We start from the raw sequence: 22,628 nt of genomic DNA on the forward strand, positions 1-22,628 counted from the left end.
GTTATTGAACTACGAAATATCGTTTATCACGAAATTTCGTAATGGCCAAGTGCGAGCGAAAGTGCTGCGTCATCAAGGCACTGGCCGGCCTGGGGGTGGTGGCATGCTCCTTGCGTAATTCTTCTCGCAAATGACGCGCAGGAGGTCCGATGTCCATTTTCGACAATCCGTTTGATCCCGATCGCAACCTGCGAGCCGGCTGTGCCTGTGGTCAGCATCAATCCGCGGCGGAGCATGAGCAGGCCATCGCGTTGCGCTGTGATCCCGTCGAGAGCGAGGAGAAGCGCTACGAGGGCGTGGTCGCCTCTGCCGTGATGCGCGCGATGTTTCCGCAGGACGCGGCGCGGCGGGCATTCCTGAAGTCGGTCGGTGCCTCCACCGCGCTGGCCGCGCTGTCGCAGTTCTTCCCGCTTCAGACCGCCACGGAAGTCTTTGCGCAGGCCGGCGCTCCGGAAAAGAAGGATCTCAAGGTCGGCTTCATCCCGATCACCTGCGCCACGCCGATCATCATGGCCGCTCCCCTCGGCTTCTACGCCAAGCACGGCCTCAACGTCGACGTGGTCAAGACGGCCGGCTGGGCCGTGATCCGCGACAAGACCATCAACAAGGAATACGACGCCGCGCACATGCTGGCGCCGATGCCGCTCGCGATCTCGCTGGGCCTCGGGGCCAACGCCATTCCGTTTGCTGTCCCTGCGATCGAGAACATCAACGGGCAGGGCATCGTGCTGGCGACCAAGCACAAGGACAAGCGCGATCCGAAGGACTGGAAGGGCATGAAGTTCGCCATCCCCTTCGACTATTCCATGCACAATTATCTGCTGCGCTACTATCTCGCCGAACACGGCATCGACCCCGACACCGACGTGCAACTGCGTTCGGTGCCGCCGTCGGAAATGGTGGCAAACCTGCGCGCCGACAACATCGACGGCTTCCTCGCACCCGACAACATCTGCCAGCGCGCGATCTATGACGGCGTCGGCTTCATGCATCTGTTGTCCAAGGAAATCTGGGACGGCCATCCCTGCTGCAGCTTCGCCGCCAGCCGCGAGTTCATCACGACGGCTCCGAACAGCTTTGCCGCGTTGACGCGTGCGATCGTCGATGCCACCGCCTATGCGTCGAAGGCGGAGAACCGCAAGCAGATCGCCGAGGCGATCGCGCCGGCGAACTACATCAACGCGCCGGTCACGGTGCTGGAGCAGGTCTTGACCGGCACCTATGCCGACGGCCTCGGCGGCGTGAAGACCGATGAAAAGCGCGTCGATTTCGACCCGTTCCCCTGGCAGTCCTTCGCGGTGTGGATGCTGACGCAGATGAAGCGCTGGGGCCAGATCAAGGGCGACGTCGACTACAAGGCGGTCGCCGAGCAGGTGTATCTCGCCACCGACACCAGGAAGCTGATGACCGAGATGGGCCTCGCGCCGCCAGCCGGCAGCTACAAATCGTTCGCGGTGATGGGCAAGACTTTCGATCCGGCCAAGCCGGAGGATTATTTGGCGGGCTTCAAGATCAGGAAGGCGTCGTGAGCGCCCGCGATGTGCCTCCGCTGTCGTCCCGGCCTAGTGCGCGCTGCGCACGGGGGCCGGGACCCATAACCTCCGGGTGGAGTTTGGCGAAGATAAGTTGCTCGGTACTACGACCTTTCGACTCCTCTAGATCACGCGGTATGGGTCCCGGCCTTCGCCGGGACGACGTGTGGAGAGGTTTTGCGCGATGACCACCACCTCCCTTCGCCTCCGCGCCGGCCTCGTCTCGATCGTGTTGCTCGCCGCGTTCCTCGGCGTCTGGCATCTCGCCGTGCGCTCGACGGCACCGGTGGCCACGATGAGCCCGGAATACGCCAAGCTGATGGGCCTGACCGCGACGCAGGGCAAATCCGCCATGCCCGGGCCGGTCGATGTCGCCGCAAAACTCTGGGAGCACGTGAGGAGGCCGTTCTACGACAACGGGCCGAACGACAAGGGGCTCGGCATCCAGCTCGGCTATTCCATCGCGCGCGTCGGCACCGGCTATCTGCTCGCCGTGCTCGTCGCCATCCCGCTCGGCTTCCTGATCGGCATGTCGCCGCTGCTGAGCCAAGCGCTCGATCCCTTCATCCAGCTGCTGAAGCCGATCTCGCCGCTGGCGTGGATGCCGCTCGCGCTCTACACCATCAAGGATTCCTCGATCTCCGCCATCTTCGTCATCTTCATCTGCTCGATCTGGCCGATGCTGCTCAACACCGTGTTTGGGGTCGCGAGCGTACGCAAGGAATGGATCAACGTCGCGCGAACGCTCGAGGTTGGAACGATCAGGCGCGCCTTCACCGTGATCCTGCCGGCGGCGGCGCCGACGATCCTGACCGGCATGCGCATCTCGATCGGCATCGCCTGGCTCGTGATCGTCGCGGCCGAAATGCTCGTCGGTGGCACCGGCATCGGCTACTTCGTCTGGAACGAGTGGAACAATCTGTCGATCACCAACGTGATCATCGCGATCCTCCTGATCGGGATCGTCGGCATGCTGCTCGACCAGATCCTCGCGCGCTTCACGCGCATGGTCACGTTTCCGGAGTAGGGCCGTGACCGAGAAATTCATCTCCATCGAAGGCATCGCCAAGCGCTATCCCGGCACGGGCGGCGCGACAACGACGGTATTCGAGAATCTGTGGCTGTCGATGGCGCGCGGAGAGTTCTGCTGCGTGATCGGCCATTCCGGCTGCGGCAAGACCACGGTGCTCAACATCCTCGCCGGCCTCGATGCGCCGAGCGAGGGCGCGGTGATCGTCGACGGGCAGGCCATTTCCGGGACGAGCCTCGACCGCGCCGTGATCTTCCAGAGCCATGCGCTGCTCCCCTGGCGCACCGTGCTGGGTAATGTTGCCTACGCCGTGAGCTCGAAATGGCGGCGCTGGGATCGCGCCAGGGTGAAGGCGCATGCGCAGACATTTATCGATCTCGTGGGCCTGACGGGTTCGGAACACAAGCGACCTTCCGAGCTCTCCGGCGGTATGAAACAGCGCGTCGGCATCGCGCGTGCACTGTCGATCACGCCAAAGATGATGCTGATGGACGAGCCGTTCTCGGCACTCGACGCGCTGACGCGCGGCACGCTGCAGGACGAGGTGCGGCGCATCTGTCTGGAGACCGGGCAGACCGCGTTCATGATCACCCATGACGTCGACGAGGCGATCTACCTCGCCGACAAGATCTTCCTGATGACCAACGGTCCCGGCGCGGTGCTGGCGGAAGTGGTCGAGAACCCGCTGCCGAGGGACCGCGGCCGCACCGACCTGCACCGCCACCCGCTGTACTACGCGCTGCGCAACCACATCATCGATTTCCTGGTCACGCGCAGCAAGACTTTCACCGCCGAGACGCCCGGTCACGATCCGCGCAATGTGCCGGTGGTGCACATCGGCAAGCCCGGACTGACGATCGCGTCTGACGCCAAGTCGGAGCCACTCAACGAGACGTCATGGCCGGGCTTGTCCCGGCCATCCACGTCTTCCTAGTGCAGCCAAGAACGTGGATGCCCGGGACAAGGCCCGGGCATGACGACAGCCAAGGAGACCATGACATGAAACGCGAAGACCTCACCGAGAAGCTGCTCGACATCAAGCGCGAGAACAGCTGGAGCTGGAAACACATCTGCGAAAAGATCGGCGGCTATTCCGAGGTGCTCATAACAGGCGCGATCCTCGGCCAAATGAAATTGACAAAACCGCAGGCCGCGAACGCCGCTGAACTGTTCGGCCTGACGAAGGCCGAGACCGCGATGCTGAACGAGACGCCGATGCGCGGCATGCCGATGCCGCCGACCGATCCCTTGATCTATCGTTTCTACGAGCTGGTCATGGTCAACGGTCCGGCCTGGAAGGCGCTGATCGAGGAGGAGTACGGCGACGGCATCATGTCGGCGATCGACTTCGACATGGTGATGGAACGCCTGCCCAACCCGAAGGGCGACCGCGTCAAGATCACGATGAGCGGTAAGTTCCTGCCGTATAAATATTACGGCGCCAGCGGCAACGTGCCGGAATATGGGTTCAAGGAGGGGTGATCGATCCCTCTGTCATTCCGGACGCCGCGATAGCGGCGATCCGGAATCTCGAGATTCCGGGTTCGGTCCTGCGGACCGCCCCGGAATGACAGTGCGCGCGGATGCCGCTTCGCCTTATTTCCCCGCCTTCACCTCGGCCGCTGCCACCGCGATCAGCTCGTTCATCTTGGCGCGAATCGCCTGTTCGGTGACGGCGACGTTCTTGGCGGCGAAATCGGCCATGACCTTGCGCAGGACGTCGGCATCGCCGGCTTCCTCGAAATCGGCTGCGACCACCTCCTTGGCATAGGCCATGGCGGCGTCGCCGGCGATCCCGAGCTTTTCGGCCGCCCACAGCCCGAGCAGCCGGTTGCGGCGGGCTTCCGCCTTGAATTTCTGCTCCTCGTCGAGGGCGAACTTCTTCTCGAAGCCTTCCTCGCGCTTGTCCAACGTGCTCATGCCTTTTCCAATTCCCTGCTGACCGGCCCCGGCCGCCCTCGTTGCGAGAGCCCCGGTGCATGCCTAGATAGGGGGCACGAATCGGCAAAACAACGAGCCGTTAAGCCGCAGGCAAGGCGGTATAAGTTTGATGCCGGACGGCTGGATCGATTGTGCTGGGGGAGCCAATCGGATAGGTTGCCTCAGGCTGGGTTCCCGTTCTGTTTCTAGGGGTTCCGGGCCGTTCACGGCAGCTCCGCTGTGGGTCGTAGTCTCGTCAACCGGAGCACACCAAATACATGGATTTCAACAAAACACGGTACATCCCCATGAGCCGTCGGCGTCGCATTTATGAAGGCAAGGCAAAGGTTCTTTACGAAGGCCCGGAGCCCGGTACCCTGATCCAGCACTTCAAGGATGACGCCACCGCGTTCAATGCGAAAAAGCATCAGGTGATCGAGGGCAAGGGTGTCCTCAACAACCGGATCTCGGAGTACCTGTTTCAGCACCTCAACGACATCGGGGTGCCGACCCATTTCATCCGCCGCCTCAACATGCGCGAGCAGTTGATTCGCGAAGTCGAGATCGTGCCGCTGGAAGTGGTGGTCCGGAACGTTGCCGCCGGCTCGTTGTCGCAGCGCCTCGGCATCGAGGAGGGCACGCAGCTGCCCCGCTCGATCATCGAGTTCTACTACAAGAACGACCAGCTCAACGACCCCATGGTGTCGGAAGAGCACATCACCGCTTTCGGCTGGGCGACGCCGCAGGAGATCGACGACATCATGGCGCTTGCCATCCGTGTCAACGACTTCCTCACCGGTCTCTTCCTCGGCATCGGCATCCGCCTCGTCGACTTCAAGATGGAGTGCGGCCGGCTGTTCGAGAACGACATGATGCGGATCATCGTCGCCGACGAGATCTCGCCGGATAGCTGCCGTCTGTGGGACATCAAGTCGAACGAGAAGCTCGACAAGGACCGTTTCCGCAGGGATCTCGGTGGGCTGCTCGAGGCCTATACCGAAGTCGCCAAGCGTCTCGGCATCCTCATGGAGAACGAGCGTCCGGCGGGCTCCGGCCCGGTTCTGGTGAAGAGCTAAGAGGGATCTGACGTGAAGGCACGTGTCACCGTTACGTTGAAAACGGGCATCCTCGATCCGCAGGGCAAGGCGATCGAGGGTGCGTTGAAGTCGCTCGGCGTCGACGGCGTCGCCAGCGTCCGCCAGGGCAAGGTGTTCGACATCGAGCTCGCCGGCGCGGACAAGGCGAAGGCGGAGGCGGCGTTGAAGGACGCCGCCGACAAGCTGCTGGCGAACACCGTGATCGAGAATTATCGGGTGGAGCTGATCGGGTGAACGGGGTGGCTCACAGCCATCCGACCCGCCGAAAACGCCAGTACAGCGCGCCGCACGCCGTCAGCATCACGCCGAGCAGCGTGTAATAGCCGTACTCCCAGTCCAGCTCCGGCATGTGCTTGAAGTTCATGCCGTAGATGCCGGCAAGCGCGGTCGGAATCGCGATGATCGCGAGCCATGAGGCAAGTTTCTTGGAGACTGCCGTCTCCTGAGCCTGGCCGACCAGCAGACTCGCTTCGAAGGCGAAGGCCAGCACCTCCCGCATCGAATCGATCCGCTCCTGGATGTTGCGGACGTGGTCGGTGACGTCGCGGAACAGTGGCTGCATCGTCGCGCGCACCATCGCCAGCTCGTCATGCTCGAGCCGGCGGCAGACCTCGACCAGAGGGCCGATCGCGGTCCGGAGCCGCAAGAGGTCGCGGCGCAGCATGTAGAGCCGCTCGATCTGCGCCTTGCTGATCGCCTTGGAGAGCACGTCATCCTCTATGCTCTCGACCTCTTCGTGAATGCTCTCGAGCACGGGCGAGTAGTTGTCGACGATGAAATCGAGAATGGCGTAGAGGATGTAGTCCTCGCCGCGCGCGAGCGCTCGCGGGCAACTCTCGCAGCGTTCGCGCACCGGCGTGTAGGACGTCGACGCGCCGTGGCGCACCGAGACCAGATAGCCTTCGCCGACGAAGATGTGCGTCTCGCCGAAGGCGATCCGGCCCTCGATCAGTTGCGCCGTGCGCGCCACGATGAACAGGGCCTCGCCATATTGCTCGATCTTCGGTCGCTGATGGGCGTGGTTGGCGTCCTCGATGGCGAGTTCGTGCAGGTCGAACTGCTTCTGCACCGCGCTGAGCAGCGCCATGTCGGGCTCGTGCAGCCCGATCCAGACCACGTGGCCGGGTTTCGCCCGCCAGCTCGAAGCCTCGCTGATGGCGATATTGGCGACGCGCCGGCCGTCGACATAGGCACCGGCGGCGATGACGCCCTCGGCGGACACCGGTTCGGACGGGGATGCGGGCAGCGACGGGACATTCATGGCTTTAATCCCGGGCGAATCGATCGGCCGAATGGCGGGCTATGGCCTGTGCACAACGCTCGCGGGCAAGGCTAGCACTGGTAAAATCCCCGTCAAATGGATATGTCTGCTGGCGATTTGGCAGCCGTGCCAGCCCCATTTCAATCCTCGTTCGGAACCTCTGCCATGAAAGCCGCCATCCTCGTCTTTCCCGGAATCAACCGCGAGCGCGACATGGCGCGTGCCTTGAGGCTGATCTCGGGCAGCGAGCCCGCGATGGTCTGGCATGCCGAGACGTCGCTGCCTAATGGCACCGACCTCGTGGTGGTGCCCGGCGGGTTCTCCTATGGCGATTATCTGCGCTGCGGCGCGATTGCGGCGCGGGCGCCGGTGATGGACGCGGTGCGCGACTATGCGGCCAAGGGCGGCCTCGTGCTCGGCGTCTGCAACGGCTTTCAGATTCTCTGCGAATCCGGCCTCTTGCCCGGCGTCCTGATGCGCAATGCGCGGCTGAAATTCATCTGCCACGACGTACATCTCCGCGTCGAGCGCTCCGACACGCCGTTCACGCGCGGCTACAATGCAGGGCAGGTGATCCGGGTGCCCATCGCACATGGCGAGGGCAATTATGCGGCGGACGCGGAGACCATCAAGCGGCTCGAAGGCGATGGGCGCGTGCTTTACCGCTATTGCTCGGCCGAGGGCGCGATCGACGATATCAGCAACATCAATGGCGCCGCGCAATCCATCGCCGGCATCGTCAACGACAAGGGCAACGTGCTCGGCATGATGCCGCATCCGGAAAACCACGTCGAAGACATCATGGGCTGCACCGACGGCCGCGGCTTGTTCGCCGGCCTCACCGCGCATCTGGAAAAAGCCGCGTGATCGCGTTCGTGCTGAAGCGGCTGCCGGCCGCTGTCGCCGTCGTTGCGTTCGCGACGGCCTCGTTCGCGCAGGATTTCCCCAAGCGTCCGGTCACCATGATCGTACCGTTCGCGGCCGGCGGCACGTCCGACGTGATCGCGCGCACGGTTGCCGAGCAGATGGGCATCGCGCTCGGCCAGACCATCGTGATCGAGAACGTCGCCGGCGCCGGCGGATCGACCGCACTGGCGCGCGCCTCCCGCGCCGAGCCCGACGGCTACACCATTGCGATCGGCAATGCCGGCACCAACGCCGCGACCTATACGATCTATCCAAAACTGCCGTTCACGCCGGATTCCTTCGTGCCGATCGCCATGGTGGCGAAAACGTTCGGCATCATCGCCGTGCGCAAGGATTTTCCGGCGAAGGACCTGAAGGAGTTCATCGCCTACGCCAAGGCCAACCCTGGCAAGATCAATCTCGGCCATGCCGGCGTCGGCTCGTCGAATTACCTGATCTGCAAGAGCTTCGTCACCGCCGCCGGCATCGACGCGACGCTGGTCGGCTATCGCGGCGCCGCGCCCGCGCTCACCGATGCGATCGGCGGCCAGATCGACGGCGTCTGCGATGCAGCAGCCTCCGTCTCGCAGTCGATCAACGAGAAGCTGGCGCGCGGGCTCGTGGTCGGCTCGACCGTGCGGCTCGCGACAGTGCCGGACCTGCCGACGTCGGCCGAAGCCGGCCTGCCCGAATTCGAAGCGCAGGGCTGGAACGGCCTGTTCGCGCCCAAGGGCACTCCGCCGGCGGTCATCGCCAAGCTGAATGCCGCTGCACGCACGGCGGTCGAAACCGACGCGGTGAAGAAGCGCTTTGCCGACCTCTCGACCGTGGCACCCGATCCCGACGAGCACACGCCCGAGGTGCTGCAAAAGCTCGTGACGCGCGACGTCGAGAAGTACCGCAAGATGCTGGCGGACGACGCCAAGTAGTAGCTCAAGCCATAGCTAGCGTCGTTTCAACCGTTCCGCCGGCACCGTCATCGCCGCAACGCCCGCCATGACCAGCACCAGTCCCAGCGCCAGGTTCGACGGCACGCTCTCGCCGAGCAGCAGCACGGAGAGGCCGACGCCGATCGGGATGCGCAAATAGCCTTGCGCGTTCGTCGTCAGCGTGCCGAGCCGTCCCAGGCACATGTAGAACAGCATCAGCCCCAAGGCGCTCGAGACGATGCCCATGACGACGGTGGCTATGATCGCGGTCGGCGTCGGGTGCAGCGTCCAGGGCTGGTCGATGATCAACGAAGGCGGCAGCAGCAACAGGCCGCCGAACAGCAGCGAGCCGGCCGCCACCACCATCGGATCGTATTCGGACAGACGCAGGCCGAAGATGGTCGCGCAGGCGAACGAGATGGTGGCGAGCAGGATGGCGATCTCCGCCACGATCTCGCTACCGAAGCCACGCAGCGCGTCGAGTCCGACGATGACGATTGTGCCGCCAAGGCCGAGGATCGCGCCCGCGAGCTTCAGCAGCGTGGCCGGCTCGTGCCGCGTGATCAGCGAGGTGATCAGGAAGGCGAAGATCGGCGTGGTCGAGGCCAGCACCACCGTGTTCGACGCCGGCACATATTGTTGCGACCAGGTGATGATCAGGAACGGGAAGGTCGAGTTGATCAATTGCTGGGTCGCGAACAACTTCCAGGCCTTCGCGTCGGTCGGGATCCTGACGCCGCGCATCCACAGAATTGCGAACAGGAAGGCGGCCGCGATCAGCGAGCGTGCTGAGATGAAGGTGATGGGTGGGATCGTATCCAGCGCGAGCTTGGCCAGCGGATAGGTTGAGCTCCAGCAGCAGGCGAGCGCGACCAGCAGCGCATAGTCGCGCCAGTTGCGCGCGCCTGTGGCGGGCATGGACGGCAATTGAGAGGCCGTGGCGCGACCCGTCGGCGATGTGCTCTGCGGCACCTTGATACTGCTCCCCGGCGCGACAGCGCTGAAGACAAGTCTGGGCGAGGGGGCGCCAAAAGGGAAGGCGGCGAGCTATGCGTTTGGCTGCAGTGCCGGCTTCCGCTTCACCCGCTTGATCGTGCCGGAGAAGGTGAACAGGGGCCGCCCGCCTGATGTCAGCTTGCCGCGCAGGAAGATCAGCGAGCCGCCGGCGCGGGAGACTTCGCCGACGCATTCGATCAGCTCGCCTTCGCGCGCCGCATCGAGGAAGTCGCAGGCAAAATTGGTGGTCACGGCCGGCCCATCCAGCTCGTGGGTGGCGATCGCGAACAGGCAATAGTCGGAAAACGCCATGAAGCAGCCGCCATGGACGTTGCCGGAGCCGTTGAGGTGCTTTTTCTCGACCCGGAACGCCGAGCGGACGCTGCCGTCGTCCTCGATCTTGTGCCAGAACGGGCCGATATGGCTCTCAAAACTGTCGCGAATCCAGGTTCGCCAGCCCTGGAATTCGCCATCGGTGGCGATGTGGAGGTCGGGGCGGCGAGGCGGGGGCGCTTTGGTCAATTCATGCAAGGAAATGGGCCTTCAATTGCGGGTCTTTTGCCCTTAAATCCGATCTGTCCGCGCTGTGCAATTCCTGTTCCCGCAGCCCCCGGCCGCAAAACGTGGGACAGCGGGAAAATGCGCCATAAAGGGCTTTTCCAAGCCGCCCGATGTTCCTAAGAACGGCCAACTGCTGCCGAAAGCCCAAATTCCATGAAGAACGAACCCAAGATCACCCCCGAGCTGATTGCCGCCCACGGGCTCAAGCCCGACGAGTATGAGCGCATCCTGAAGCTGATCGGGCGGGAGCCGACCTTCACCGAGCTCGGCATCTTCTCGGCGATGTGGAACGAGCACTGCTCGTACAAATCCTCCCGCCTTCATCTGAAGGGCCTGCCGACCAAGGCGCCCTGGGTGATCCAGGGCCCGGGCGAGAATGCCGGCGTAATCGACATCGGCGACGGCCAGGCCGTGGTCTTCAAGATGGAGAGCCACAACCACCCGAGTTACATCGAGCCGTACCAGGGCGCCACCACCGGCGTCGGCGGCATCTTGCGCGACGTCTTCACCATGGGCGCGCGTCCGATCGCCTGCCTCAACGCGCTGAGCTTCGGCGCGCCGGAGCATGCCAGGACGCGGCATCTCGTCTCCGGCGTCGTCGCCGGCGTCGGCGGCTACGGCAATTCCTTCGGCGTGCCGACGGTCGGTGGCCAGGTCCGTTTCCACACCCGCTACGACGGCAACATCCTCGTCAACGCGATGGCGGTTGGCCTCGCCGATACCGACAAGATCTTCTATGCGGCCGCCTCCGGCGTGAACATGCCGATCGTCTATCTCGGCTCCAAGACCGGCCGCGACGGCATCCATGGCGCCTCGATGGCCTCGGCCGAGTTCGACGACAAGTCCGAGGAGAAGCGTCCGACCGTCCAGGTCGGCGATCCCTTCGCCGAAAAGCTGCTGTTGGAGGCCTGTCTCGAGATCATGGAGAAGGGCTGCGTCATCGCGATCCAGGACATGGGCGCGGCGGGGCTGACGTGTTCGGCAGTCGAGATGGGCGCCAAGGGCGACCTCGGCGTCGACCTCGATCTCGACGCGGTGCCGACGCGCGAGACTGGCATGAGCGCCTACGAGATGATGCTCTCGGAGAGCCAGGAGCGCATGCTCATGGTGCTCAAGCCCGAGAAGGAGAAAGAGGCCGAGGCGATCTTCAAAAAGTGGGGCCTCGATTTCGCCGTGGTCGGCTACACCACGCCGAGCAAGCGCTTTGTGGTCAAGCATGGCGGTGACGTCATGGCCGATTTGCCGATCAAGGAGCTCGGTGACGAGGCGCCGCTCTATGACCGCCCGCATGTCCCCTCCGCCGCGCTGCCGGTCGTGCACGCGCGCGAGGTGCCGGCGCCGATGGGGCTCGGTGCCGCGCTCGAAAAGCTGATCGGCACGCCCGACATGTGCAGCAAGCGCTGGGTCTGGGAGCAGTACGACCACGTCATTCTCGGCAACACCATGCAGCGTCCCGGCGGCGATGCCGCCGTGGTGCGCGTGCAGGACGGCCCGAAGGGCCTGGCGTTGACCGTCGACGTGACGCCGCGTTATTGCGAGGCCGATCCCTATCAGGGCGGCATGCAGGCCGTGGCGGAAGCCTGGCGCAACATCACCGCGGTCGGCGGCAAGCCGCTTGCGATCACCGACAATCTCAATTTCGGCAATCCCGAGCGGCCCGAGATCATGGGCCAGTTCGTCGGCTGCCTGAAGGGCATTTCGGAAGCCTGCCGCACGCTCGACTTCCCGGTCGTGTCCGGCAACGTCTCGCTCTACAACGAGACCAATGGCCGCGCGATCCTGCCGACGCCCTCGATCGGCGGCGTCGGCCTGCTCGACGACTTCACCAAATCAGCCTCGCTCGCCTTCAAGGCCGAAGGCGAGGCGATCCTCCTGATCGGCGAGAGCCATGGCTGGCTCGGCCAGTCGGTTTACCTGCGCGACATCTGCGGTCGCGAGGAGGGCGCGCCGCCGCCGGTCGACCTCGCGGCGGAGAAGCGCAACGGTGACTGCGTGCGTGGCATGATCCATGCGGGCACCGCGACCGCCGTGCACGATCTCTCCGACGGCGGCCTGCTGATCGCGCTTGCCGAGATGGCGATGGCGAGCGGCATCGGCGCAAAACTGCTCGCGGCGCCGAGCGCGCTGGTGCCTCAGGCCTATTGGTTCGGCGAGGACCAGGCGCGCTATCTCGTCACCGTGCCCGAGGCGCAGGCAGGACTCGTGCTCGCCAAGATGCGCGGTTGCGAGGTGCCCTGCGTGCGGATCGGCACCACCGGCGGCGACGCCGTCGCGATCGCCGGAGAGGCGCCGGTAACGATCGAGGCGCTGCGGACCTCGTTCGAGCGCTGGCTGCCGGAGTATATGGGCGGCAAGGCGGCGTAAGGCGCTGAACTTGTAGCCCGGATGAGCGCAGCGACATCCGGGTCTTGTCGAGAGGTTTCCCGGATGTCGCTGCGCTCATCCGGGCTACGAGCGTCTTGCCTCACAACACGTGCGAGGCCCCCGGAATCTTCCGTAAGGCCGCCGTCAGGCCCCAGCTCAGGATCACCGTGAGCACGAAGCCGATCGCGGCCTTCACGATCGCGGGCAGGCTGTAGTCGTACAGCGCGTACTGGATCCACAACGCGATCGGGTAGTGCACCAGGAAGATGCCGTAGGCATCCGCCTGCATGCGGTCGAGCAGGTTCGGGCCCGGTGACCTCTGGTGCAGGAAGAAGGCGAGGATCGCGAGCAGGATCGAGCCTGAGAACAGCACGAAGAACGTGCTGTAGATGGCCTGGTACCAGTGCGGCTGTGGGTCGGGATTACCGAGGATCTCGCGCTTGATGTAGATCATCACCCACATCAGGCAGTAGGGGATCAGCGTGGCGAGCACCCACAGCCAGCGCTGTTTCGGCAACTGGCCGTCGGCGCTGAGGATACCGCGACCGAAGTTCGCAGCTCCAACACTGACGCCGATGAAGAAATAGGCAAAGTAGAGCAGGATGCGGCTCGCCTGCACCGAGAACGGCCCGAGCTCGAACCATTTGCTGCCGCCGAAATAGAGCAGCGCTGGCACGTAGGCGATTGCCGTAACGACCACGAGCAGCAGCCAGAATACGGCCGGCTGGTCGAATCCGCGCAGCGACACGCGGTTGCCCGGATCGACCAGATGCGCGGAGACCCGGTAGAGCAGGCTTGCTGTCAGGTCGAATGCCAGTAGCACCCAGACGAACCAGATCGGGCCGCTCGGCCACGGGCCAACCGTGATCGTCTTCCACCAGAACGACGTAAAGCTCAGCCCGGGATCGTGCCGCAGCGCGATCGCGTAATAGGCGAGCGGGATGACGGTGAACGCCGCGATCGCGAACGGCAGCCCGAGCCGCAACAGGCGGTCGCGGAGAAAGACTGACGGCGCCTTGCGCGCGATGCCAGGCCAGGTGAACAGTCCCGACAGGAAGAAGAACATCGCCATGAAGAAGCTGTCGGTGGCCAGCACGACGATGTCGAAACCGATCCAAGAGGTCGGATCGGTGTGCCCGAAATAGGTGTAGGGAATGACGGCGTGGTGCAGCAGCACCACCAGCGTCAGAAAGGTGCGGGCGCGATCGAGCGACAGATTGCGCGCCTTGCTCTTGGACGCGGCATGCGCCTCTACGCCGATCGTCGCTGAATGTGACATCGTCATCGTCGCCGCCCCGGTCGCGCTTCCGTTCCCGGCCAGACTTTGCCGCCGGGAACCGGATTCAGCAAGGGTCGTTTCAGATGCTCGCAGGTTCCGACACCGCTAGGAACCAGTTCCCTGCGACGAAGTTAGCGTTCGCCAAAAGGGCTTGAGGGCCGCGGCAGGCGGCACAATTTCGGAGCTGGCGATGACGATCCTGAAATGGGCGCTGATCTTCTTACTTGTCTCGATCGTGGCCGGCGTGCTCGGCTTCACCGGCATCTCGGCCGCTTCCGCCGACATTGCCCGCTTCCTGTTCTACGTTTTCGTTGTGATCTTCCTGGTGCTGCTGATCCTGGGGCTCACGATATTCAGGGCGTAGCGGGGCTCGTGGAAGCCATCACTGCGGTCATGGCCGGGCGTGTCCCGGGCATCCAGACTCGCCACGCATGACCAAGAACGTGGATGCCCGGGACAAGCCCGGGCATGACGAACGCTCAGCAGTTACCCCACTTCCTCGATCTTCACCTTGTCCGGATAGAAGGCGAGATGACCGGAAATCTCGGTCATCGCGGGGAAGGGCGCCTCATAGGTCCAGATCGCGTTGTCCAGCGTCTGGCCGTCGGCCTTGACGCTGTAATAGCTGGCATCGCCCTTGTAGGGGCAATGGGTGACGCGGTCGGTTCGCTCCAGCAGCGCCATGTTGGCGTCCTGTCGCGGCACATATTGCACCGCCGGATATTTCGCCTCTTTCACCGTCAGCGCCTTGGTGGTCTCGGCGATCACGATGCCGCCGGCCGTGACGCGGACGCGCCGGGGATTTGGGGTAATGGTGATGGGGTGGTCGGGCCCTGGAAGCTTCATGATTTCACGCCTTTTCGATCAGTCTGCCGCGCGCGGCACTTTGTCGTGGCTTTATCGCAATGGGATCACGGATATAGTGCCTCAAGGCGTGACGTAGAAGGCCGTTCACGCTAAGTTTGGCCCCGCAGGCAAGTTTGGCTTTGCAGATCCGGGACCCCCCGGCAGCGATTCGACGATAAGGCCGATTGCGGCCGAGACAGGAGCACGACCCGAATGCCAATGGACGCCCACGATATCGAGGCGATGATCAAGGCGGCGATTCCCGATGCCGAAGTGACCATCCGTGACCTCGCCGGGGACGGCGATCACTATGCCGCGACCGTGATCTCGGAATCCTTCCGCGGCAAGTCCCGCGTCCAGCAGCACCAGATCGTCTATCAGTCCCTGCGCGGCCAGATGGGCGGCGTGCTGCATGCGCTGGCGCTGCAAACCGGGGTGCCGGGCGCTTGATCTGATCGTGACGGGGGCATGACGATGGCTGCGGACAATCCGCGCGGCGCGATGTTTCGCGTCATCCTGCCGAACCAGCACAGCCGCGTCACCAATGCCGAGCTGTTCTTCGACCTGGTCTTCGTCTTCGCGATCACGCAGGTCTCGCACACGCTGCTGCACCATTTCACGCCGCTCGGTGCGGTGCACGTCGCGGTGCTGTTTCTCGCGGTATGGTGGGTGTGGGTCTACACCGCCTGGGTCACCAACTGGCTCGATCCCGAGCTGACGCCGGTCCGCATCCTGATCTTCCTGATGATGCTGGGCGGCCTGGTGCTGTCGACGACGATCCCGACCGCCTTCGAGGGGCGGGGCCTGTGGTTCGCGATCGCCTACGCAACCATGCAGGTCGGGCGCACCGCCTTCTGGATGTTTGCAACGCCGCGGCATCGAACTGCGGTCCGGCACAATGCGATCCGCATCCTGACATGGCTCTCGGTCTCCGCGATCTTCTGGATCCTCGGCGGCCTCGCCCATGACCAGGCGCGGCTATGGTTCTGGATCGTGGCGCTGACGATCGAATATGTCTCGCCGGCGGTGCGCTTCTGGGTCCCGAAGCTGGGCTTCTCGTCGGTCGAGGCCTGGGCGGTCGAAGGCGGCCACATGGCCGAGCGCTGCTCTCTCTTCGTCATCATCGCGCTCGGCGAGGCCGTCGTCGTCAACGGCGCGACCTTTGCCGAACTGGACTGGACCGCGGACAACATGCTGGCCTTCATATCCGCGCTGGTCGGCAGCATCGCGATGTGGTGGGTCTATTTCCACAGGGGTGCCGAGGCCGGCGCCGAGCGCATCTCGAAATCCGCAGAATCCGGCCGGTTGGCGCGGCTCGCCTACACCTATCTACACATGCCGATCGTCGCCGGCATCATCCTGACCGCGGTCTCCGATGAGCTGGTGCTGAAGCACCCGGTCGGACATTCAGATATCAGGACTATCGTCAGCACGATCGGCGGGCCGCTGCTGTTCTTGGTCGGCACCATCCTGTTCAAGCACGCGATCCGCGGCTTCCTCCAGCTCTCGCACGGCATCGGCATCATTCTGCTTCTGGTGCTGTGGTGGTTCGCCGCCGAACTGTCGCCGCTATGGCTGTCGGTCGCGGCGACCGTGATCATGATCGTTGTTGCGGTCTGGGAGTCGGTGTCGCTGGGATCCGCGACGGAAGGGTCCGGGGAGCATCAGAGCACGGACCGCGGTAGCGCCTGACTGAACGCCTCCTCCTTCGGACGACCGCTCCGCGGTCTCCTCAGGACGAGGCTAATCATCGCTGGTGCCCTTGAACCTGCTGCCACGCACTCCGTCCTCATCCTGAGGAGCCCGCCTAAGGCGGGCGTCTCGAAGGGTGCGTCGCAGGAAACGGAGCAATTTCTACTCCGCCGCCTCCAGCGCGTGCACCGAGAACATCTTCGCGGCATCCGTCCAGCTCTCGCGCACCCGCCAACCTGCGCCCTGCGCCAGCGCGGCGAAGCGCTCGATGCTGTATTTATAGCTGCTCTCGGTGTGGATGCTCTCGCCCGCGCGGAACGAAAAGCTGGTGCCGAGCAGGCGCACGGTCTGGCTCTTCTTGCTGATCAGGTGCATCTCGATGCGGTGCCGCTCGCGATTGTAGATCGCGCGATGGGTGAAGGCGGAGAGGTCGAAATTGCCGCCGAGCTCGCGGTTGATCCGCACCAGCACATTGAGGTTGAACCGCGCGGTGACGCCGGCGGCATCATTATAGGCGTCGTGGAGCAGGCGCTCCTCCTTCTCGAGGTCGGCGCCGATGATCATCTGCGCGCCCCGGCCCAGAATAGCGCGCGCGCTCTTCAGGAAGGCCTGTGCTTCGTGCGGCTCGAAATTGCCGATGGTCGAGCCCGGGAAGAACCCGACCTTGGGCATGGTCGCCACCGCCTTGGGTAGCTCGAACGGCGTGGTGAAGTCGGCCGCCACCGGGTAGATGCCGAGTGACGGAAAATCCCGCTTCAGGCCGTTCGCCTGCGCCGTCAGGAAGTCGCCGGAGATGTCGACGGGCACATAGGCCGCGAACTTGCAGTGGTTGAGGAGCAGGCGGACCTTTGTGGTCGCGCCCGCGCCGAATTCGACCAGGGCCGCGTGCTCCGGGATGATTTTTGCGATCTCGCTGCCGCGCTCCTTCAGGATCGCTAGCTCCGTGCGCGTCGGGTAATATTCCGGCAGCCGCGTGATCGCCTCGAACAATTCCGATCCGGCCGCATCGTAGAAATATTTCGGCGACAGCTTTTTAGGCTGCTGCGAGAGGTCCTCGATGGCCTCGCGGGCAAAGGCGGTGGTCTGTTCGTCGGGAAGATGGGCTTCGGCCAAAGCGCTGGCGTGCACATTCATGATACTCTCCTGAACGCGCTGTCCGGCGCGCATTTGTCGTCGGATGAGAATTTTACTCGTAGTCGGCGAGCCGCAGTCCCGTGAATTGCCAGCGGTGGTGCGGATAAAAGAAGTTGCGATAGGTGATACGGCTGTGCCCCTCCGGGGTTGCAAGCGAAGAGCCGCGCAGCACCAACTGGTTGACCATGAACTTGCCGTTGTATTCGCCGAGCGCGCCTTCGATGGCGCGATAGCCGGGGTAGGGTGAGTAGGACGAGCGCGTCCACTGCCAGACGATGCCGAAGGCATCGTTGAGCTGGCCCGCGCGGGCCGCGACCTCCCATTCCATCTCGGTCGGCAGATGTTTTCCGGCCCAGCGCGCAAAGGCGTCGGCCTCGTAATAGCTGACGTGGCAGACGGGCGCGGCGGGATCCACCGCCTTGAGGCCGGCCAGCGTCATCACATGCCATTGGCCGTCGACCTCGCGCCAATGGCCGGGGGCGTCCCAGCCCTCGTTGTTGACGGCCGCAAAACCGTCCATCAGCCACAGCGTCGCGGTCCGGTAGCCGCCGTCGCGCATGAAGGCGAGCCATTCGCCATTGGTGACGAGATTGCGTGCGATCTTGACCGGGCCGACGAGGGCGCGATGCGCCGGCTTCTCGTTGTCGAAATGGAAACTGTCATCGACATGTCCGACGGTGTGGATGCCTTCGTTCAACGTCAGCCAATCCTCGCTGGCTGGCGTCGCAGTCGGGAAGCGCCAGTCCGGATCATAGGCCGGTGGGATCGGATTCTGCGCGAAGGCGTGCAGGATGTCGGTGAACATCAACTCCTGATGCTGCTGCTCGTGGTTGAGGCCGACCTCGACCAGCGGCGCGATCTCGCGAAGCTTGTCCTCGCCGGCGTCGCGGAAGAATTTCACGACGGCAGCGTCGACATGTTTTCGATAAGCGCCGACCTGATCGGCGCTCGGACGGGTGATATCGCCGCGGTGATTGCGAGAATGGCGCGGGCCGGCGCTGACGTAATAGGAATTGAAAAGGAAGGCGAAGTCGGGGTGAAAGGGTCGGTAGCCCGCACAATGCTCGCCGAGCACGAACTGCTCCCAGAACCAGGTGGTGTGCGCCCGGTGCCATTTCGTCGGGCTCGCATCCGGCATGGACTGGATCTGCTGATCCTCCGGCGACAGCGGCGCGGCCCGGCGTTCGGTCTCGTCGCGGACGGTGAGAAACGCGTCTTCCAGCCTCTGGGCAAGGCCGCCCAAATCGGCCGACGGTGACGGGGCGGGGGCCGTAGCGGAGGCTTGGTTCGTCACGTTTTTCTCCAGACAGGACAAGAGAACGTTGTTGGCGTTGTCGGGTTCCAAAACGCCGGGTTCGTCCTAGATAGGGGCTCCGTGACGGTATGAAACTCCTCCCCAGCTATGATATTCGTGGCATCATGCAATGGGCCGGTGCAGCCAAGATGGGCCCACCCAAGGGCCGCTCGCCGGCATTTTACTTTGGATGCACAACGGTTTGGGCTACATATATACCCAGGTATCGGGTTAAATCGGCGGAGCCAGCCCGAAGCGATTGGAGTGGGCTCCGCCCCATAAGGACACGGATATGAGCATCGAGGAATTCATCGCCAACGAAGTGAAGTCGAACGACGTGGTTCTGTTCATGAAGGGCACACCGCAATTTCCGCAGTGCGGGTTCTCCGGCCAGGTCGTCCAGATCCTCGACCACATCGGCGTCGGCTATAAGGGCCTCAACGTTCTCGAATCCGCCGAACTGCGCAACGGCATCAAGGACTATTCGAACTGGCCGACCATTCCGCAGCTCTATGTGAAGGGCGAGTTCGTCGGCGGCTGCGACATTGTCCGCGAGATGTTCCAGGCCGGTGAATTGCAGCAGCTCTTCTCCGAAAAGGGCGTCGCTGTCGCGGCCTGATACGTGACCCGGCTGACGCGCCGGATCGGCGGCGCGGAGCTCGAGGTCATCGTAGCTGACATCACCACGCTGAGCGTTGACGCGATCGTCAACGCGGCCAACACGTCGCTCCTGGGTGGGGGCGGCGTCGATGGCGCGATCCATCGGGCGGCTGGGCCCGAGCTTCTAGCCGAGTGCCGGAAGCTCGGAGGATGCCCGACTGGCGATGCCAAGATCACGAAGGGCTACCATCTCCCTGCGCGCCATGTGATCCATGCGGTCGGGCCGGTCTGGCACGGCGGCACCCGCGGTGAGGCAGAGGCGCTGGGCTCCTGCTATCGCCGTGCGCTTGAGCTCTGCGGCGCCAATCACCTGACCTCCCTGGCATTCTCCGCGATTTCGACCGGGGTTTACGGCTTTCCGGCCGATCAGGCCGCGAAGATTGCGGTCCATGCGACCATCGAAGCCCTGCCGGCCGCGCCGTTGGTCGTCGACGTCATATTTTGTTGTTTCTCGGAAAAGAGCGCCGCGCTCCACGCGGACGTTTTGGCGCGGTACGGCGGCCCTTGTGGTTGATGACGCGGTCGGTACACTCCCCCGGGCCATGTTCCGGGGAGGGGATATGATTTCACAGTCTGGACTGCGTGCGCTGGCCTGCGCCGCGCTTGTGTCGTTGGGTACGATGTCGTTCGCGCGGGCGGAGGGCACTTACGAGATTCCGGCCGGCGCGCATTTCAATCCGGACAAGCTGGCCAAAGTCACCGAGTTCTTCAAGAACGAGGTCGCGACCGGCAAGATCGCAGGGGCTAACGTCCTCATCAAGCAACATGGCAAGCCGGTCTACCACGAAGTCTTCGGCGTGCAGGACGCGGTCAGCAACGCGCCGATCACCGACAAGACGATCTTCCGCCTGTTCTCGATGAGCAAGGCGATCACTTCCGTCGTCGCAGTGAAGTTGATCGAGGAAGGCACGATCAAGCTCGACGATCCCGTCTCGAAATACATTCCGTCCTTTGCCAATGTGAAAGTCGGCGTCGAGAAGAAGGCCGAGGACGGCACCAAGTCGCTCGAGCTGGTGCCGCCCAACCGGCCGATGACGGTGCACGATTTGATGACGCACACCTCGGGCGTCACCTACGGCTTCTATGGCGACAGCCTGGTCCGCAAGGCCTATCGCGAGGCCAACATCTATGCCGGCGATTTCGACCTCGCGGAGTTCGCCGAGCGAATCGCAAAACTTCCGCTGCACAACCAGCCGGGCGCGCTGTGGCAATACGGCCATTCCACCGACATCCTGGCGCGGGTCATGGAAGTCGCGGCCGGCAAGCCGCTCATCGAGATCGAACGGGAGAAGCTGCTCGACCCGCTCGGCATGGTCGACACCGGCTTCTTCGTCACCGATCCCGAGAAGCAGAAGCTGCTGGCGCAGCCGGTGCCGAACGACAGCGATTTCCGGGTCGGGCGGATCAACGATCCGACGGTCGTCAAGAAAATCCAGTTCGCCAGCGGCGGTATGGTCACGACCATGGCCGATTATGAGCGCTTTACGCAGATGCTGCTCCAGGGCGGCAATCTCGACGGCAAGACGATTCTCAAGCCCGAGACGTTCAAGCTGATGGTGACCGACCGGATCGGCCCCAAGTCGGGCGTCGATCGCGATTATTTCTATTTCCCCGGCGACGGTTTTGGCTTCGGTCTCGGACTTGCGGTCCGCACCGACCCCGGCAACGCGAAACCGCCGCCACCCGGCGATCTCGGCGAATTGAAATGGGACGGCGCCTCCGGCTGCTATTTCGTGGTCGACCCCAAGCAGGAGATGTTCTTCGTGCTGCTGGAGCAGACCCCGACCGAGCGTCAGCGCGTGCAGCGAACATTGAAGCAGCTGGTTTATGAAGCGATGGAGAATTGACATGTTCGGGCGTCGCGCGCTGGTCGCGGCGCTCGTTGTTCTGTTCGGCGTCGTTGGCGCGAAGGCCGGCTCCGAGCGCGCCGCGCACAATCTCTCGCCCGAAGGCCTGGCAAAAGTCTCCGACTACATTCGGAAAGAAATCGCCGCTGGCACGTTTCCGGGCGCGATCCTGCTGCTCCAGCAGCACGGCAAGCCGGTCTATTACGAGAATTTCGGCGTCCGCGACGTCGCGACCGATTTATCGATGAGCGCGGACACGATCTTCCGCCTCTACTCGATGTCGAAGCCGGTCACGTCAGTCATGGCGATGATGCTGGTTGAGGAGGGCAAGCTTTCGCTCGACGACCCCGTCTCGAAATACATTCCGGCCTTTGCCGGCATGAAGGTTGGCGTCGAGAAGAAGGCGGAGGACGGCAAGGTTGCGCTGGCGCTGGAGCCGCTGGAGCGACCAATCACGATCAAGGATCTGTTGCGCCACACCTCGGGACTGCCTTACGGCTATCAAGGCGGCGGCGCGGTGCGCGAGCTCTATGCTGAGGCCAATCTCTTCAACAGCGAACTCACCAACGCCGACTTCGTCGCCAAGATCGCCACGCTGCCGCTGGTCGAGCAGCCGGGCACGGTGTGGGACTACGGCTTCTCCACCGACGTGCTCGGCCGCGTCGTCGAGGTGATCTCCGGAAAGACGCTGCTGCAGTTCGAGAAGGAACGGTTGCTCGATCCGCTTGGGATGACCGAGACCGCGTTCTTCATCGCCGATTCCGCCAAATTTCCGCGCATCGCCGAGCCGATGCCTGGGGATCGCAACATCAATCCGACGACGCAGGTCCGCGACATCAGGCGGCCCACGAGATGGGAATCGGGCGGCGGCGGCATGGTCGGCACGGTCGACGACTATGCCCGCTTCGCACAGATGCTGCTCAACGGCGGCACTTATGAGGGCCGGCGCTATCTCAAGCCAGAGACCATCGCGCTGATGGCCTCGGATCACATCGGGCCGGAGACGAAGATTGCGCGCGACCAGAACTATTATCCGGGCGGATCTTCCGGCTTCGGCCTCGGCTTTGCCGTGCGCACCTCGGTGCCCCCCGGAACAACGTGGCCGCTCGGCGAATATCGCTGGGACGGCGTCGGCGGCACGTTCTTCTTCATCGATCCCGAGGACGATCTGTTCGGGATCTTCATGGTGCAGACCCCGACGCAGCGCGGCCGGATTCAGCTGGCGCTGAAGACGCTGATCTATCAGGCGATGGGGCGGTAGTCTTTTTGCGGTTTGCGTA

General features: G+C 63.7%; 24 protein-coding genes. 16 read left to right on the forward strand and 8 right to left on the reverse strand.

Going from position 1 to position 22,628, the window contains the following annotated elements; translation table 11 throughout:
• Positions 1 to 149 precede the first annotated feature (149 nt).
• The 4 genes from C7G41_RS21805 (at position 150) to cynS (ending at position 4,044) form a co-directional block, all read left to right on the forward strand.
• Positions 150 to 1,529 (forward strand): CmpA/NrtA family ABC transporter substrate-binding protein, encoded by a 1,380-nt coding sequence (locus tag C7G41_RS21805; protein WP_106944460.1) that lies wholly within the window; start codon positions 150 to 152, stop codon positions 1,527 to 1,529.
• 187 nt (positions 1,530 to 1,716) lie between these two features.
• Entirely contained in the window at positions 1,717 to 2,559 is an 843-nt protein-coding gene (gene ntrB, locus C7G41_RS21810) for a nitrate ABC transporter permease (RefSeq protein ID WP_106944461.1), read from the forward strand.
• A gap of 4 nt (positions 2,560 to 2,563) precedes the next feature.
• Positions 2,564 to 3,496, forward strand: coding sequence for an ABC transporter ATP-binding protein (locus tag C7G41_RS21815; protein WP_106944462.1), 933 nt, complete (start codon positions 2,564 to 2,566; stop codon positions 3,494 to 3,496).
• A 65-nt stretch (positions 3,497 to 3,561) separates the two neighbouring features.
• On the forward strand, positions 3,562 to 4,044 hold the full coding sequence (gene cynS, locus C7G41_RS21820; protein WP_106944463.1) for a cyanase: 483 nt from the start codon (positions 3,562 to 3,564) through the stop codon (positions 4,042 to 4,044).
• Between the two features lie 114 nt (positions 4,045 to 4,158).
• Here cynS and C7G41_RS21825 read toward each other — a convergent pair whose 3' ends face one another.
• Positions 4,159 to 4,482 (reverse strand): DUF1476 domain-containing protein, encoded by a 324-nt coding sequence (locus C7G41_RS21825; protein WP_106944464.1) that lies wholly within the window; start codon positions 4,480 to 4,482, stop codon positions 4,159 to 4,161.
• A 308-nt stretch (positions 4,483 to 4,790) separates the two neighbouring features.
• Between C7G41_RS21825 and purC the strand changes: the two genes are divergently transcribed.
• A complete protein-coding gene (gene purC, locus C7G41_RS21830; RefSeq protein ID WP_171944915.1) occupies positions 4,791 to 5,558 on the forward strand; it encodes a phosphoribosylaminoimidazolesuccinocarboxamide synthase in 768 nt (255 codons plus the stop codon).
• Between the two features lie 12 nt (positions 5,559 to 5,570).
• The gene (gene purS, locus C7G41_RS21835; RefSeq protein ID WP_007602264.1) at positions 5,571 to 5,813 is read left to right on the forward strand and encodes a phosphoribosylformylglycinamidine synthase subunit PurS; all 243 of its coding nucleotides are present in this window, start codon (positions 5,571 to 5,573) and stop codon (positions 5,811 to 5,813) included.
• Between the two features lie 10 nt (positions 5,814 to 5,823).
• On the opposite strand, the gene C7G41_RS21840 is transcribed toward purS, so the two are convergent.
• Positions 5,824 to 6,840, reverse strand: a complete 1,017-nt coding sequence (locus tag C7G41_RS21840) for a magnesium and cobalt transport protein CorA (RefSeq protein ID WP_106944465.1) — start codon at positions 6,838 to 6,840, stop codon at positions 5,824 to 5,826.
• A 165-nt stretch (positions 6,841 to 7,005) separates the two neighbouring features.
• Between C7G41_RS21840 and purQ the strand changes: the two genes are divergently transcribed.
• Positions 7,006 to 7,707, forward strand: a complete 702-nt coding sequence (gene purQ / locus C7G41_RS21845; protein WP_106944466.1) for a phosphoribosylformylglycinamidine synthase subunit PurQ — start codon at positions 7,006 to 7,008, stop codon at positions 7,705 to 7,707.
• A complete protein-coding gene (locus C7G41_RS21850) occupies positions 7,704 to 8,675 on the forward strand; it encodes a tripartite tricarboxylate transporter substrate binding protein BugD (RefSeq protein WP_106944467.1) in 972 nt (323 codons plus the stop codon). Before purQ ends, C7G41_RS21850 begins: the two co-directional genes overlap by 4 nt.
• Before the next feature lie 15 nt (positions 8,676 to 8,690).
• Here C7G41_RS21850 and C7G41_RS21855 read toward each other — a convergent pair whose 3' ends face one another.
• Positions 8,691 to 9,647, reverse strand: a complete 957-nt coding sequence (locus tag C7G41_RS21855; RefSeq protein ID WP_106944468.1) for a DMT family transporter — start codon at positions 9,645 to 9,647, stop codon at positions 8,691 to 8,693.
• Positions 9,648 to 9,722: 75 nt separating this feature from the next.
• Complete coding sequence (locus C7G41_RS21860; protein ID WP_106944469.1) at positions 9,723 to 10,202, reverse strand: PaaI family thioesterase; 480 nt, start codon at positions 10,200 to 10,202, stop codon at positions 9,723 to 9,725.
• Positions 10,203 to 10,385: 183 nt separating this feature from the next.
• On the opposite strand from C7G41_RS21860, the gene purL reads away from it, so the two are divergent.
• Entirely contained in the window at positions 10,386 to 12,596 is a 2,211-nt protein-coding gene (gene purL, locus C7G41_RS21865) for a phosphoribosylformylglycinamidine synthase subunit PurL (protein WP_106944470.1), read from the forward strand.
• Between the two features lie 100 nt (positions 12,597 to 12,696).
• On the opposite strand, the gene C7G41_RS21870 is transcribed toward purL, so the two are convergent.
• On the reverse strand, positions 12,697 to 13,875 hold the full coding sequence (locus C7G41_RS21870; protein WP_106944665.1) for an acyltransferase: 1,179 nt from the start codon (positions 13,873 to 13,875) through the stop codon (positions 12,697 to 12,699).
• Between the two features lie 190 nt (positions 13,876 to 14,065).
• Between C7G41_RS21870 and C7G41_RS21875 the strand changes: the two genes are divergently transcribed.
• Complete coding sequence (locus C7G41_RS21875) at positions 14,066 to 14,239, forward strand: DUF1328 domain-containing protein (RefSeq protein ID WP_007612121.1); 174 nt, start codon at positions 14,066 to 14,068, stop codon at positions 14,237 to 14,239.
• 122 nt (positions 14,240 to 14,361) lie between these two features.
• Here C7G41_RS21875 and C7G41_RS21880 read toward each other — a convergent pair whose 3' ends face one another.
• Positions 14,362 to 14,721, reverse strand: coding sequence for a DUF427 domain-containing protein (locus tag C7G41_RS21880; protein ID WP_106944471.1), 360 nt, complete (start codon positions 14,719 to 14,721; stop codon positions 14,362 to 14,364).
• Between the two features lie 213 nt (positions 14,722 to 14,934).
• Here C7G41_RS21880 and C7G41_RS21885 point away from each other — a divergent pair, with 213 nt between their 5' ends.
• Both C7G41_RS21885 and C7G41_RS21890 read left to right on the forward strand, forming a co-directional pair.
• Positions 14,935 to 15,171, forward strand: coding sequence for a BolA family protein (locus tag C7G41_RS21885; RefSeq protein WP_018316584.1), 237 nt, complete (start codon positions 14,935 to 14,937; stop codon positions 15,169 to 15,171).
• A 24-nt stretch (positions 15,172 to 15,195) separates the two neighbouring features.
• The gene (locus C7G41_RS21890; protein ID WP_106944472.1) at positions 15,196 to 16,413 is read left to right on the forward strand and encodes a low temperature requirement protein A; all 1,218 of its coding nucleotides are present in this window, start codon (positions 15,196 to 15,198) and stop codon (positions 16,411 to 16,413) included.
• 162 nt (positions 16,414 to 16,575) lie between these two features.
• Here C7G41_RS21890 and egtD read toward each other — a convergent pair whose 3' ends face one another.
• The gene (egtD, locus tag C7G41_RS21895; RefSeq protein ID WP_199198527.1) at positions 16,576 to 17,547 is read right to left on the reverse strand and encodes an L-histidine N(alpha)-methyltransferase; all 972 of its coding nucleotides are present in this window, start codon (positions 17,545 to 17,547) and stop codon (positions 16,576 to 16,578) included.
• Between the two features lie 52 nt (positions 17,548 to 17,599).
• The gene (gene egtB / locus C7G41_RS21900; RefSeq protein WP_199198528.1) at positions 17,600 to 18,892 is read right to left on the reverse strand and encodes an ergothioneine biosynthesis protein EgtB; all 1,293 of its coding nucleotides are present in this window, start codon (positions 18,890 to 18,892) and stop codon (positions 17,600 to 17,602) included.
• A 241-nt stretch (positions 18,893 to 19,133) separates the two neighbouring features.
• Here egtB and grxD point away from each other — a divergent pair, with 241 nt between their 5' ends.
• Genes grxD through C7G41_RS21920 form a run of 4 tightly spaced genes read left to right on the forward strand, consistent with a single transcriptional unit; the run spans position 19,134 to position 22,609 of the window.
• Positions 19,134 to 19,460 carry a Grx4 family monothiol glutaredoxin gene (grxD, locus tag C7G41_RS21905; protein ID WP_007602294.1) on the forward strand — a complete coding sequence of 109 codons (327 nt, stop codon included), beginning with the start codon at positions 19,134 to 19,136 and terminating at the stop codon, positions 19,458 to 19,460.
• 3 nt (positions 19,461 to 19,463) lie between these two features.
• Positions 19,464 to 20,015 carry an O-acetyl-ADP-ribose deacetylase gene (locus tag C7G41_RS21910; protein WP_106944474.1) on the forward strand — a complete coding sequence of 184 codons (552 nt, stop codon included), beginning with the start codon at positions 19,464 to 19,466 and terminating at the stop codon, positions 20,013 to 20,015.
• 46 nt (positions 20,016 to 20,061) lie between these two features.
• Entirely contained in the window at positions 20,062 to 21,348 is a 1,287-nt protein-coding gene (locus tag C7G41_RS21915) for a serine hydrolase (RefSeq protein WP_199198529.1), read from the forward strand.
• 1 nt (position 21,349) lies between these two features.
• Positions 21,350 to 22,609, forward strand: a complete 1,260-nt coding sequence (locus C7G41_RS21920) for a serine hydrolase (protein WP_199198530.1) — start codon at positions 21,350 to 21,352, stop codon at positions 22,607 to 22,609.
• The last annotated feature ends 19 nt before the right edge of the window (positions 22,610 to 22,628 follow it).

The sequence above is a fragment of the Bradyrhizobium sp. MOS002 genome (assembly GCF_003020115.1).
In the GTDB taxonomy this organism is placed as follows: Bacteria; Pseudomonadota; Alphaproteobacteria; order Rhizobiales; family Xanthobacteraceae; genus Bradyrhizobium.